Here is a 13,127-nt window from a genome sequence, read left to right on the forward strand (position 1 = left end):
TCATTTTTTTGATAAGCTCATCTCCCGCGAACCGCCGTTGACTGGCGGTTTTTTTTACGATGAACCTGCAATCCAACGATTTCGAGCTGTTTGGCGTGGAGCCCCGCTTCGCGCAGGATGCCGGGGTGCTGGCCGAGCGCTGGAAGGAATTGCAGCGCCAGGCGCACCCCGACCGCTTCGCCGCCCAGGGCGCGGCGGCGCAGCGTGTGGCCATGCAATGGTCGGTGCGCATCAACGAGGCCTGGCAGCGCCTGAAGGACCCACTCAAGCGCGCTGCCTACCTGTGCGAGTTGCATGGCGCCCCGATCCGCGCCGAAGACAATACCGCGATGCCGGCCGCCTTCCTGATGGAGCAGATGGAATGGCGCGAGGCGCTGGAGGATGCGGCCACCGCGGCCGATGTGGATGCGCTGGAAAAGCAGGTGCAGATCACCCGCCAGGCCATGCTGGGGCGTTGCCAGCTGCTGCTCGACGATGAGCACGACTGGGCGCAGGCCGCGCAGCAGGTCAGAGCCCTTATGTTCGTTGCGCGCTTTCTGGCCGATATCGACCGCCGGCGCGAACAGCTGGAACAATAAGCGCGGCCTGTGCAAGCCGGCCTCGCGCGCGAGTTGCTGGCCGCGCGGATGCGCCTGCGCAGGCCCTAGAACCTTTTCACCGATCACGACACCATGGCACTGCTGCAAATCTCCGAACCCGGCCAATCCCCTGATCCGCACCAGCGGCGCATCGCCGTGGGCATAGACCTGGGCACCACGCATTCGCTGGTGGCGGCGGTGCGCCATGGCGCGGCCGAATGCCTGCCCGACGAGCAGGGCCGCGTGCTGCTGCCCTCGGTGGTGCATTACCTGGCGAATGGCAAGCGCGAGATCGGCCATGCGGCGCTGGCCCACCCCGGGCAGGATGCGGCCAACACGATTGCCTCGGCCAAGCGCCTGATGGGGCGCACGCTGGCCGATGTGCAGGGCGCTGGCGCCTTGCCCTACCAGCTGGTGCAGCCCGAGGATTCGGGCATGGTGGCGATCGAGACCGTGGCCGGACGCAAGTCGCCGGTGGAGATCAGCGCCGAGATCCTGGCCACGCTGCGCTATCGCGCAGAAGACAGCTTCAACGACGAGCTGTATGGCGCCGTCATCACCGTGCCGGCATATTTCGACGACGCGCAGCGCCAGGCCACCAAGGATGCGGCGCAGCTCGCCGGCATCAAGCTGCTGCGCCTGATCAACGAGCCCACCGCGGCCGCGATCGCCTATGGCCTGGACAACGCGGCCGAGGGTATTTACGCGGTGTACGACCTGGGTGGCGGCACTTTCGACATCTCCATCCTGCGGCTGACCCGCGGCGTGTTCGAGGTCATCGCCACCGGCGGCGATTCGGCGCTGGGCGGTGACGACTACGATGCCGCCATCGTGCAATGGGTGCTGCGGCAAAGCGGGGCCGAGGCCGTATCGGCCGAGGACAAAGCGTTGCTGCGCCATGCGGCCAAGCAAGCCAAGGAGGCGCTGACCGCGCAGGACAGCGTGGCCGTGCGTGCCCAGCTGGCGGGCGCCAGCATCGCCATGCCGCTCACCCGCGCCGATTTCGACGCCATCACCCAGCCGCTGACCGAGCGCACGCTGGCGGCCGTGCGCCGCGCGCTGCGCGATGCGCAACTGGCGGCCGACGAAGTGCAGGGCGTGGTCATGGTGGGCGGCTCCACCCGCATGCCGCAGGTGCGCGCCGCCGTGGGCCGGTATTTCGGCTGTGAGCCGCTGGTCAACCTGAACCCCGACGAGGTGGTGGCGCTGGGCGCGGCCATCCAGGCCAACCAGCTGGCGGGCAACGACACGCATGGCGACCTGCTGCTGCTGGATGTGATTCCGCTGTCGCTGGGCATTGAGACCATGGGCGGGCTGGTGGAGCGCATCGTCAGCCGCAACGAGACCATTCCCACCGCGCGCGCGCAGGACTTCACCACCTATAAGGATGGCCAGACCGCGCTCGCCATCCATGTGGTGCAGGGCGAGCGCGACCTGGTGCAGGACTGCCGCAGCCTGGCGCGCTTCGAGCTGCGCGGCATACCGCCCATGGCCGCGGGCGCGGCGCGCATCCGCGTGACCTTCACCATCGATGCCGACGGCCTGCTGTCGGTGAGCGCCGAGGAGCAGGCCAGCGGCGTGCAGGCGCAGATCGACGTCAAGCCATCCTACGGCTTGTCGGACGAGCAGATCGCGCGCATGCTGCAAGAGAGTTTCAGCACCGCGGCCGAGGACATCCAGGCGCGCGCGCTGGTCGAGGCGCGTGTCGACGGCGAGCGTCTGCTGCTGGCCACGCAAAGCGCGCTGGATGCCGATGGCGACCTGTTGTCAGATGCCAGCCGGACTGCGGTCGATGGCCTGATGGCCGCGCTGCGGGCCGAGATCGCCGGCGACAGTGCAGCGAAGATCGAGGCCGCCAGCGAAGCCCTGGCCAAGGGTACCGAGGAGTTTGCCGCCGAGCGCATGAACCGCGGCATCCACCAGGCGCTGACCGGCAAGAACGTGCAGTCCATTTGATCATTCCTATAACACCATGCCAGTCATCAAGATCCTGCCCCACCACGAATACTGTCCGAACGGCGCCGAAATCAAGGCGCCGGCCGGTACCTCCATCTGCGAAGCGCTGCTGGAAAACGGCATCAACATTGAGCATGCCTGCGACATGAGCCGCGCCTGCACCACCTGCCACGTCATCGTGCGCCAGGGCTTCGACTCGCTGGAGCCGGCCGAGGAAGAGGAAGACGACCTGCTGGACAAGGCCTGGGGGCTGGAGCCGCAGTCGCGCCTGTCGTGCCAGGCCATCGTGGCGCGCGAGGACCTGACGGTGGAAATCCCCAAGTACTCGCTCAACCATGCCAAGGAAAATCATTGACCCCCACGCTCCGCCGTTCCACGGGTCGCTGCCCCCCAAGGGGGCTGATCCGGCTTGGGGCGGCCCGGCGCCGGATCGTCATTGATACAAAGGAATAGTCTATATGTCGCGCCAGATCATTCTTGACACCGAAACCACCGGCCTGTCGGCCGAGCAGGGCGACCGCGTGATCGAGCTCGGTTGCGTGGAGCTGCTGGGCCGGCGCCTGAGCGGCAACAACCTGCACCTGTACTTCAACCCCGACCGCGACAGCCACGAGGATGCGCTGCGGGTGCATGGCATCACCAATGAATTCCTCAAGGACAAGCCGCGCTTTCACGAGGTAGCGGCCCAGATCCGCGAGTACCTTGAGGGCGCGGAGCTGATCATCCACAACGCCGCGTTCGACATGGGCTTTCTGAACAAGGAGTTCGAGCTGGCCGGCCTGCCGCCGCTCAAGAGCCTGGTCAGCGGCGTGATCGACACCTGGGCCATGGCCAAGGAGCTGTTCCCCGGCAAGCGCAACTCGCTGGACGCGCTGTGCGACCGCCTCGACGTGGACAACTCGGGCCGCACGCTGCACGGCGCCTTGCTCGATGCCGAGCTGCTGGCCGATGTCTACATCAACATGACCCGCGGCCAGGAGCAGCTGCTGGATGCGCCCGACAGCGGCGCCGACGGCGCGCAGGCGCAAGGTATCTCCGTGGCCCGCGTGGACCTGAGCCAGTTCGCGCTGCCGGTGCTGGCACCCAACGAGCAGGAGCTGGCCGCGCACGAGGCGGTGCTGGCGCAGATCGACAAGTCCAGCGGCGACAAGACCGTGTGGCGCCAGCAGGCCTGAATCGAGAAAAATTCGTCCCATATCTTTTTGAGAGCGAATTTGGTGCCATAATAGCGGTCTTGCCACACAGTGGTACGGGTGATTAGCTCAGCGGTAGAGCACTGCCTTCACACGGCAGGGGTCACATGTTCGATCCATGTATCACCCACCATATCCAAAAGGCCTGAGCAATATTGATTGCTCAGGCCTTTTGCATTGGTGCGTTCGTGCATCGCGAAAACGCCGGGGATTCAGCGATCCAGCGCGCGCAGCACATGTGCCAGCTTCTTCACCGCCACTTCCAGCTCATTCGGCGTGTGGGCGGCAAAACCCATCAGAAACCCGGCCTTGTGCCTAGGCGATGCATGCAATGCCGTCAACCCCAGCAGGTCGATCCCGGCGCTGCGGGCTGCATCGATGGCCTTGCGCTCAGAGATGCTGCACGTAAGAATGCAAGGCATCTGCATGCCGCCGGCAGGTACCCTTGGCTCCAGAAAATCGGCCAGATGCTCGCGTACCAGCCGTGCCAGGGTATCGCGCCGCTGGGCATAGACGGCGCGCATGGTGCGCACGTGGGCGCCCAGGTGCCCACCCTCGATGAAGCGTGCCAGCGTCAGCTGCGGAATCGGGGCGCTGTGCCCGTCCAGCAGCGTGCGGGCCACCGTCATGGGGGCGACCAACTGCTGCGGCAAGACCATGTAGCCGATGCGCAGTCCTGGAAACAGCGATTTGGTGAAGGTGCCGATGTAGATCGTGCGCTCGTGCGGATCGAGCCCCTGCACGCAGGCCGTTGGCTTGCCTTCGTAGTGGAATTCGCTGTCGTAGTCGTCCTCGATGATCCAGGCCTGTTCGCGCCGTGCCCACTCGACGGCGGCCAGGCGCCGCTCCAGCGCGAGCGTAGCGCCGGTCGGGAACTGGTGAGAGGGCGTCAGAAACACAGCTTTGGCGGGCGCTGCTGACTGAAGGCGCTCCACCTGCATGCCATCGGCATCCAGCGGTATGGGCACGCAGGCCAGCCCCGCCGCATCGAAGGCCCTGCGGGCGCCGTGATAGACAGGGTCTTCGATGAAGATGCGCTCCCCGGCATCGAGCAGCATGTTGGCGCACAGGGTCAGCGCCTGTTGCGAGCTGCTCAGCACCAGTACCCGCTCGGGCGTGGCGCGTGCGCCGCGCTCCAGGCTCACATAGTTGGCAATGGCCCGGCGCAGCGGCTCCATGCCCTGGGGCGGGCTGTGCAGCAGCGCCTGCGTACCGTACTCCTTGAGCACCTGCCGCTGCAGTCGCTCCCAGGTATGCAACGGGAAGTTCCGCGTTTCCGGCACACCGGGCGCAAAGGCGCGCGGCACCAGAAATTCGCGCACACCGCCGCCCGCATGCATGGCATGGCCGCGCTGGCTCAGTCGCAGCACGGGCCTGCCCGCAGCAGATTGCCGCGCCAGGCCGTGCCCAGGCAGGCGCTGAACCTGCTCCGAAACAAAGCTGCCGCTACCCACGCGCCGCTCGATGAAGCCCTCCGCGTGCAGCTGGCTGTAGGCTGACTCCACCGTATCGCGCGAGACGCCCAGCGACCGGGCCAGCGCGCGCGACGCCGGCAGAGGGCGCCCTACATCGAGCGCGCCGTCGAGGATCAGCTGCCGCACGGCGCGCTGTATGCGCACATGCAGCGGCGATGTGCCGTGCACGGGGTCGCCCATCCAGGCCTTGACCGATTCGAGTTGGGCATGTTTGAACAATTGGTCTGTATCTCTTGCTGAAAGTGGTTGGGTTTACCAGGCCATTACACCTCTATAAATCGGATGCCGCCAGGTAGTCGATCCATTCTTTTTCGGGAGTCGTGCCAAGACCATGCCATCTGCCAGTCCATACCCGTTCCTTCGCTGGGCCGATCTCACCCATCCCATCGTCGCGGGCCTGATCTCGGTCATCGTCAACTACGGCGGCACCTTCATCCTGGTGTTCCAGGCAGCCAAGGCGGCGGGCCTCAGCCCCGAGCTGACGGCCTCGTGGGTGTGGTCGATCTCGATTGGCGTGGGCGTGACGGGCCTGCTTCTGAGCTGGGCGATGCGCGAGCCCATCATCACGGCCTGGTCGACGCCGGCCGCGGCATTTCTGGTAACGGCGCTGGCCGCCACGCCATATGCCGAAGCCGTGGGGGCATACATGGTCTCGGCCGCAGCCTTCGTGGTGCTGGGGCTGTCGGGCTATTTCGAGCGCGTCATCCGGCTGATCCCGCCCGGCGTGGCGGCCGGGCTGCTCGCGGGTATCCTGCTGCAGTTCGGCATCAAGGCCTTTGGCGGCATGAGTACCGATCCCGCGCTGGCCGGCCTGCTGATCGTGGCCTATGTGGTGCTCAAGCGCACCGCTGCGCGCTATGCCGTCGTGGGCATCCTGGTGCTGGGACTGGTCTTTCTGCTGGCGCAGCACCGCGTCGACCTGTCGGGGCTGGAGCTGAAGCTCGCGGCTCCCGTGCTCACCAGGCCGGAGTTCTCGCTCAACGCCTTGCTCAGCGTTGCGCTGCCGCTGTTCCTTATCACGCTGACCGGCCAGTACATGCCAGGCATGCTGGTGCTGCGCAACGACGGCTTCAAGGCCAGCGCCAACCCCATCGTGACCGTTACCGGCCTGGGCTCGCTGCTGATGGCGCCATTCGGCTCGCATGCCTTCAATATCGCCGCCATCACGGCCGCGATTGCCACGGGCCGCGAGGCGCACGAGGACCCGTCGAGACGCTGGATCGCCGGCATCGCTGCGGGCGTGTGCTACATCCTCGTAGGCGTGTTCGGGGTGACGCTGGCCGCAGTCTTCATGGCCTTCCCGGCCACCTTCATCACCACGCTGGCTGGCCTGGCCCTGCTGGGTACCATCGGCGCCAGCCTGGCCAGCGCGCTGGCCGACGCCAAGGCGCGCGAAGCCTCTGTGATCACCTTTCTGGCCGCCGCGGCCAACATCAGCATGCTCGGCATCGGCGGCGCCTTCTGGGGGCTGGTGATCGGGCTGCTGGCCCATGCGGTGCTCAACGGCCGGATTCCCTGGCGCAACCAGCCGGCGGCGGCGCCGGCCATCAGGAAAGGATGAACCGATGTCCATGCCCTCAGAAACCCGGACCCGCCACGACCAGCATGGCCTGTACCCCCAGGCCGCCACGGTCCTGGATTTCCGCCGCAACCTCGCCGCCGTGCAGGCCCGCATCGCCGCCGCCTGCCAGCGCGCCGGGCGCGAACCGGCCGGCGTGCGCCTGCTACCGGTCAGCAAGACCAAGCCCGAGGCCAGCCTGCGCCTGGCCTATGAGGCGGGCTGCCGCATGCTCGGAGAGAACAAGGCGCAGGAAGCCTGTGGCAAATGGGAGTCCATGCAGGACCTGGCCGATCTGCGCTGGTCGGTCATTGGCCACCTGCAGACCAACAAGGCAAAACTGGTGGCGCGCTTTGCCAGCGAGTTCCAGGCGCTGGACAGCCTGCGCGTGGCCGAGGCGCTGGAGCGGCGCCTGCAGGCCGAGGGGCGGCAGCTGGACGTGTTCGTGCAGGTCAACACCTCGGGCGAGGCCAGCAAGTACGGCCTGGCTCCCGAAGATGTGCCTGGCTTCATCCGGCAGCTGCCCGCCTTGTCCGCGCTGCGCGTGCGCGGGCTGATGACGCTGGCGCTCTTCTCCAGCGAGGCGGAGCGCGTGCGCCGGTGCTTCGCGCTGCTGCGCCAGCTGCGTGAGCAACTGCGCCAGGAGGCACCTGCCGGCATCGAGCTGCGCGAGCTGTCGATGGGCATGTCGGGCGACTTCGAGATTGCCATCGAGGAGGGCGCCACCGTGGTGCGCGTCGGCCAGGCCATCTTCGGCGCGCGCTCTTTGCCGGATGCCCACTACTGGCCCGGCATCGATGCCCGTGCCGGCAGCTAGCCGCCGGCACGGGGCCATTGCCTAGCGGGCCAGCAGATGGTCCTGGTACTGGCTGCGCAGCTGGTGCTTGAGCACCTTGCCGGTGGCGCCCAGCGGCAGCTGCTCGACGAACAGCACATCGTCGGGCGTCCACCACTTGGCGATCTTGCCGTCGTAGAAGGCCAGCAGGTCGTCGCGCGACACCTCGGCGCCGGGCCTGCGGGTGACGATCAGCAGCGGGCGCTCGTCCCACTTGGGGTGCCGGGCAGCAATGCAGGCCGCCGCGGCAACCGACGGATGCGCCATGGCGATGTTCTCCAGGTCGATGGAGCTTATCCATTCGCCGCCCGACTTGATCACGTCCTTGGCGCGGTCGGTGATGTTCATAAAGCCCTGCGCATCGATGGCGGCCACGTCGCCGGTGGGGAACCAGCCCTGGCCGCCGGCGTCCGCTCGCAGCGGGCTGCCGCTGTCGCCACCCAGGTACGAGGCTGCCACCCAGTGGCCACGCACCAGCAGCTCGCCGCTGCTGTGGCCGTCCCAGGGCTGTTCTGCGCCGTCGGCATCGACGACCTTCAGGTCGATGCCGAACAGCGCTCGGCCCTGCTTGGCCTGCACGGAGCGGCGCTGCTCGGCGGGCCAGCCGAGCTGCTCGTTCTTGAGTGTGCAGATCGCGCCCGCAGGGCTCAGCTCGGTCATTCCCCAGGCGTGCAGCACCTGCACGCCATAGTCGTCCTCGAAGGCCTGCATCATTGCCGGAGAGCAGGCGGAGCCGCCGATGATGGTGCGCCGCATGGTGGTAAAGCGCAGCCGCCCCGCCTGCATGTGCCCAAGCAGTCCCTGCCACACCGTGGGCACGCCGGCCGACAGGGTGACGCCTTCGGATTCCATCAGCTCGTGCAGCGAATGCCCGTCCAGCGCGGGACCAGGCAGCACCAGCCTGGCGCCCACCATGCAGGCCGAATAGGGCAGCCCCCAGGCGTTGACGTGGAACATCGGCACCACTGGCAGCACGGCATCGCGTGCCGACAGGTTGAACGAGTCCGGCAATGCCGACGCGTAGCTGTGCAGCACGGTGGAGCGGTGGCTGTACAGCACGCCCTTGGGCTCGCCCGTGGTGCCGCTGGTGTAGCACAGGCTGGATGCGGTGTTCTCGTCGAACTCCGGCCAGTCGTAGTGGTCGTCGTGGGCGGCCAGCAGGGTTTCGTAGCACAGCAGGTTGGGAATGCTGCTGCGCGCAGGCATATGCCCGGGGCCGGCCAGCAGTACGAAGTGGCGCACCCCGGGCAGGCGCGGCGCCAGGCGTTCGAGCAGTGGCAGAAAACTCTGCTCGAAGCACAGCACCTGGTCTTGTGCGTGTTCGGCGATCCAGGCGAGCTGGTCGTCGTGCAGGCGCGGGTTCAGCGTGTGCAGCACGGCGCCTGAGCCGCTGGCGGCGTAGTACAGCTCCAGATGGCGGTAGCCGTTCCAGGCCAGCGTGGCCACGCGTTGGCCGCTGCCCACACCCAGCGCGGCCAGGGCATTGGCGAGGCGGCGGGCGCGCGAAGCGAGGTCGTGGTAGCTGTAGCGGTGGATATCGCCCTCGACTCTGCGCGAGACGATGAGCTGGTCGCCATGGTGGCGTTCGGCGTGGCGCAGCAGCGCCGAAATCAGCAGCGGCTGCTGCATCATGTGTCCAAGCATGGGTGTCTCCTAAAAAGTGTGGCGCAGGCCGAGCATTACGGCCGCCGCGTTGCGGTTGGCGGCCACCGCGGTGGCGTAGACCGGGCTCAGGTTCATGTTGCTGCCCCGGTTGCTGGTGTAGGCACCTTCGGCATACAGGGTGCTGCGGCGCGACAGCAGGTAGTCCAGTCCCAGCGCCAATTGCGATGACCGATGGCCGGCGTTGGTGTTGTCCTTGATGTGGTAGTAGCCTGCGGACAGGGCCAGCGTGGGCGAGATCTCCCAGCCCGCGCCCAGGGTCCACATGTCAAGGCTGTACGAGCCGCCCGGCAAGATGGCCCTGGCCGGGTTGCGGGCCGCGAAATAGCTGGCGCCGACGGTATAGCCGCTCCAGCGGTACAGCGCGCCCGCCGAGTACAGCCGGTTGGTGTTGGCCGTGGGGCTGAAACCGGCCTTGGCCGCCGCCGCTGCGCCCGCCGCCGGATTGCCGGTGGCGGCGGTGTAGGCCGCCGTGGCCACCGGCAGGTTGTTGCCATAGCCGTTGTAGACCAGGCCCGAGAGCTTGAGGCCATCGGCGTCGTACACCACGGTGGCCACCTGCTGCGAGTTGGCCCTGGCGCCGTGGCCGGTTTCGCCGAAGGCATAGAGCGCGTTGAAGGTGAGGTGGTTCCACACCGGCGCGGTGTAGGCCACGACGTTGTCGTTGTAGATAGTACCGAACGCGGGGGTGGAGTTGTTGCCGGCGAAGGCGCCGCTGGCGCTGTTCAGCCCCACCAGCCCGGTCAGCGAGCTGCCGAAGTAGCGGCCGCCACGGGCGTCGGTGGCGGCCATGGTGTAGTACAGCGGCGATACCTGGCGTCCCAGCTTGATCGTGCCCCAGGCGCCGGCCAGGCCCACGGTGGCGAATTGGTTGAAGAACGATGTGCCGCCACTGCTGTTGGGGCCGCCCACGGCACCGTTCTCGGTGGACACGTTGCCCTGCAGGTGGAGCTGGGCCTTGAGGCCGCCGCCCAGGTCTTCCGTGCCCCGGAAGCCGAAATTGCTGCCGCCGATGCCGCCATCCTTTTGCTTGAGCGTGTGCCCGTTGGGGCTGGCCGCCTTGGGCAGGTAGCCGGTGCCGCTGCTGGTGTTGGAGATGCTGAGCACGCCGGAATCGATGGCGCCATAAAGGCTCAGGCCCGACTGGGCTGCTGAGGGAAGAGGGGGCAGGGCAGCCAGCGTTGCCGCCAGTGCCAAGGCGGTGCGATGCGGTTTCATGGGTTTGTCTCCTGGGTTGTTATGGGGCCGAATGCTAGGGAAGCCTGTCTTTTGCCGCTGTAGAATTTGGGACATTGAATATCGAAGTTGGGACACATCCATGACAACCCTGACACGGATGGTGCGCAGCGCCAGCCTGAGCGGCTACGTGGATCTGGCGTCGTCGCTGGGGCTCGATGCCCATGCGATCCTGCGCAGCGCAGGCCTGTCGCCGCGCAGCTTGGCAGACATGGAGATGCTGCTTCCCGCCGCGGCGGTGGGGCGCTTGCTGGCGCTCAGCGCCGAGCGCTCGGGGGTGGAGGATTTCGCGCTGCGGCTGGCGGCGCAGCGCACCCTGTCGAACCTGGGGCCGATCAGCCTCGTGCTGCTGGGCGAGGCCACGCCACGGCAGGCGCTCGATACGCTGTGCCGCTATCTGCGGCTGCTCAATGCCTCGCTGGTCACCCACATCCAGGAGGAGGGCGCGACGGTCATCATCCGCGAGGAAATGCTGGTGGAGCCCAGCGCCTCGCTGCGCCAGCCCATCGAGCTGGCCATAGGCGTGATGTTCCGCATCCTGCGCGAGCTGATCGGCCCGCAGTGGCACCCTGTGCAGGTGTGCTTTGCCCACCGGCCGCCCAAGGAGGCGAGCGGGCACCAGGCGTTCTTTGGCGCAGGATTGGTGAGCTTCAACCAGGAATTCAACGGACTGGTGTGCCAGGGGGCCGACCTGCAGATACGGCGCACCGCATCGGACCCGGGCATGGCCCGCTTTGCCCGCAACTATCTGGAGCAGGCACTGCACCGGCAGGGAGCGGGTACGCCGGAGACCGCGCGCCAGCTGATCGTGGCCTTGCTGCCGGGCGGGCGCTGCACCGCGCAGCAGCTGGCGCGCCACCTACAGCTGGACCGGCGCACCATTCATCGCCACTTGGCCGCCGAGGGCACGAGCTTCTCGGAGCTGCTGGGCGAGGTACGCCGCGAACTGGTGCAGCGCCAGCTGAGCGACAGCGATCTGCCATTGGGAGAGGTGGCCGAGCTGCTGGGCTTTGGTTCGCTCAGCGCCTTTGGCTATTGGTTCCGCTGCAGCTTTGGCTGCAGTGTGACCCAATGGCGTCAGCGCGGCGGGACTTGACTTTCAGCTGCGCGCGCGTCAGCACGCCAGCGCGCCGGCGCCATGCCGAATTGCGCCGAGAACCAGCGGGTGAAAGAGCTGGGCGTGCTGTAGCCCAGCAGCTCGGCGACGCGTGCGAGGCTGTATTCCGGGTTGTCCATGTAGCGCCGGGCCAGCTCGCTGCGCACTTCGTTGAGCAGGTCGGTGAAGCTGGCACCGCCTTCATCCAGCTGCCGCTGCATGGTGCGCAGGCTCAGCCCCAGGCCCTGGGCGATATAGGCGCAGCTGGCCCGGCCGGAGGGCAGCATCAGGTAGATGGCGTGGCGCACCTCTGCAACGATCGACGGCGCCTTCGCGCTCGGCAGCGATTCGATGAAGCGCAGCGCATGCCGGGCCATCGCGGGCTCGGCCGAGGGGTTGGGCTTGTCCAGGTCGGCGGCGGCCAGCACGATGCCGTTGAACTCCTGGTTGAAATCAACCGGGCATTGGAACAGCCGCCGGTACATGGCCTGGTCCGGCGCGGCCGCATGGCTGAAATTCACCGTGATCGGCTTCCAGCGTGCGCCCATCAGCGCCGAGCACAGGCGGTACAGCACGCCGATGGCCAGCTCATTGGCCTGGCGCGATGGCGCGCGGGTGAGCAGCTCCTCGCGCACGATCACCATCGAGCCCACATCCTCCATCTGCATGGCCAGCGATTCGTTCAGCAGGTGCCCGTACTTGATGGTGGTGGCCAGTGCGTCGCGCAAGGTGGCCTGAAAGGAGATCAGCAGACTCACCGCGCCGAAGTGCGAGAGCTGGCGCGACTCGGCCATGCGCAGGCCAAAGGTGGGGCAGGCGCTTTCCCGCGCGGCTTCCTCCAGCAGGTCCACGGCTGCCGTGGCGGAAATGCGTTGCTCCGGATCGGCCAGCATCGCTGCGGTCAACCCTGCCTTGCGCAGCGCCGCTTGCGGGTTGTAGCCAAGGGCCTGCGCAATCTCGAAGAAATTGGTCAGCGCAGCCGCACGTACCAAGGTGTTCATCGGGGTTTTCGATAGGGTGTTTGTGCGCATTCTGGCATGAAAAGCGAAGCGCATGGCGCCAACTGCCAAGTCGATTTGGGGGCGGCATCCCTACAGTTTGTCCATCGCAAACCCGCCAGCAGCAGGAATCAGGAGACAGGCACGATGGTCAAGGCAATTCGTTTTCATGAGGTCGGCGCGCCCGAAGTGCTGCGCTGCGAGGATGTGGAAGTAGGCAACCCGGGGCCGGGCCAGGTGCGCCTGCGCCATGTGGCCGTGGGCTTGAACTATGCGGACACCTACTTCCGCAATGGCACCTATCCGATCCCGCTGCCCGCGGGTATGGGGGTAGAGGCTGCCGGCGTGGTGCAGGCGCTGGGCGAAGGCGTGACCCAGGTGGCCGTGGGCGACCGGGTAACCTACACCGGCTTCACCAACACGCTCGGTGCCTACAGTACCGAGCGCCTGATCGATGCGGCGCCGCTGATCCGGCTGCCCGAGGGCATCGCCTTCGAGACCGCCGCCGCGATGACCATGCGCGGCCTGACCTCGGCCTAC

The 13,127-nt window shown here is 67.1% G+C and carries 12 protein-coding genes and 1 tRNA gene; 9 read left to right on the forward strand and 4 right to left on the reverse strand.

The window, feature by feature from the left end:
- Positions 1 to 59 precede the first annotated feature (59 nt).
- From hscB to ACODRX_RS11795, 5 genes are all read left to right on the forward strand, one after another.
- Positions 60 to 578: a Fe-S protein assembly co-chaperone HscB gene (gene hscB / locus ACODRX_RS11775; protein WP_488871686.1), complete on the forward strand. Its 519-nt coding sequence runs from the start codon at positions 60 to 62 to the stop codon at positions 576 to 578.
- Positions 579 to 671: 93 nt separating this feature from the next.
- Positions 672 to 2,534 carry a Fe-S protein assembly chaperone HscA gene (hscA, locus tag ACODRX_RS11780; RefSeq protein ID WP_488871687.1) on the forward strand — a complete coding sequence of 621 codons (1,863 nt, stop codon included), beginning with the start codon at positions 672 to 674 and terminating at the stop codon, positions 2,532 to 2,534.
- Between the two features lie 16 nt (positions 2,535 to 2,550).
- Positions 2,551 to 2,889 (forward strand): ISC system 2Fe-2S type ferredoxin, encoded by a 339-nt coding sequence (fdx, locus tag ACODRX_RS11785; protein ID WP_488871688.1) that lies wholly within the window; start codon positions 2,551 to 2,553, stop codon positions 2,887 to 2,889.
- Positions 2,890 to 2,992: 103 nt separating this feature from the next.
- Complete coding sequence (gene dnaQ, locus ACODRX_RS11790) at positions 2,993 to 3,709, forward strand: DNA polymerase III subunit epsilon (protein WP_488871689.1); 717 nt, start codon at positions 2,993 to 2,995, stop codon at positions 3,707 to 3,709.
- Between the two features lie 76 nt (positions 3,710 to 3,785).
- Positions 3,786 to 3,860 (forward strand) — tRNA-Val (locus ACODRX_RS11795).
- A gap of 79 nt (positions 3,861 to 3,939) precedes the next feature.
- Here the strand turns inward: ACODRX_RS11795 and pdxR are convergent.
- Positions 3,940 to 5,421, reverse strand: a complete 1,482-nt coding sequence (gene pdxR, locus ACODRX_RS11800) for a MocR-like pyridoxine biosynthesis transcription factor PdxR (protein WP_488871690.1) — start codon at positions 5,419 to 5,421, stop codon at positions 3,940 to 3,942.
- Positions 5,422 to 5,533: 112 nt separating this feature from the next.
- On the opposite strand from pdxR, the gene ACODRX_RS11805 reads away from it, so the two are divergent.
- On the forward strand, positions 5,534 to 6,763 hold the full coding sequence (locus ACODRX_RS11805) for a benzoate/H(+) symporter BenE family transporter (protein ID WP_488871691.1): 1,230 nt from the start codon (positions 5,534 to 5,536) through the stop codon (positions 6,761 to 6,763).
- A 4-nt stretch (positions 6,764 to 6,767) separates the two neighbouring features.
- Positions 6,768 to 7,577 carry a YggS family pyridoxal phosphate-dependent enzyme gene (locus ACODRX_RS11810; protein ID WP_488871692.1) on the forward strand — a complete coding sequence of 270 codons (810 nt, stop codon included), beginning with the start codon at positions 6,768 to 6,770 and terminating at the stop codon, positions 7,575 to 7,577.
- Between the two features lie 21 nt (positions 7,578 to 7,598).
- On the opposite strand, the gene ACODRX_RS11815 is transcribed toward ACODRX_RS11810, so the two are convergent.
- Together ACODRX_RS11815 and ACODRX_RS11820 are read right to left on the reverse strand one after the other, a co-directional pair.
- On the reverse strand, positions 7,599 to 9,239 hold the full coding sequence (locus ACODRX_RS11815) for a 3-(methylthio)propionyl-CoA ligase (RefSeq protein WP_488871693.1): 1,641 nt from the start codon (positions 9,237 to 9,239) through the stop codon (positions 7,599 to 7,601).
- 9 nt (positions 9,240 to 9,248) lie between these two features.
- The gene (locus ACODRX_RS11820) at positions 9,249 to 10,475 is read right to left on the reverse strand and encodes a porin (RefSeq protein ID WP_488871694.1); all 1,227 of its coding nucleotides are present in this window, start codon (positions 10,473 to 10,475) and stop codon (positions 9,249 to 9,251) included.
- Positions 10,476 to 10,575: 100 nt separating this feature from the next.
- On the opposite strand from ACODRX_RS11820, the gene ACODRX_RS11825 reads away from it, so the two are divergent.
- Positions 10,576 to 11,589, forward strand: coding sequence for an AraC family transcriptional regulator (locus tag ACODRX_RS11825; RefSeq protein WP_488871695.1), 1,014 nt, complete (start codon positions 10,576 to 10,578; stop codon positions 11,587 to 11,589).
- Here the strand turns inward: ACODRX_RS11825 and ACODRX_RS11830 are convergent.
- Positions 11,571 to 12,590 (reverse strand): AraC family transcriptional regulator, encoded by a 1,020-nt coding sequence (locus ACODRX_RS11830; RefSeq protein WP_488871696.1) that lies wholly within the window; start codon positions 12,588 to 12,590, stop codon positions 11,571 to 11,573. The two genes, ACODRX_RS11825 and ACODRX_RS11830, sit on opposite strands and share 19 nt — an antisense overlap.
- Before the next feature lie 144 nt (positions 12,591 to 12,734).
- On the opposite strand from ACODRX_RS11830, the gene ACODRX_RS11835 reads away from it, so the two are divergent.
- Positions 12,735 to 13,127: alcohol dehydrogenase catalytic domain-containing protein (locus tag ACODRX_RS11835; RefSeq protein ID WP_488871697.1), on the forward strand; the 393-nt coding region annotated here is incomplete at its 3' end.

The organism is Comamonas sp. FG99 (assembly GCF_057808605.1).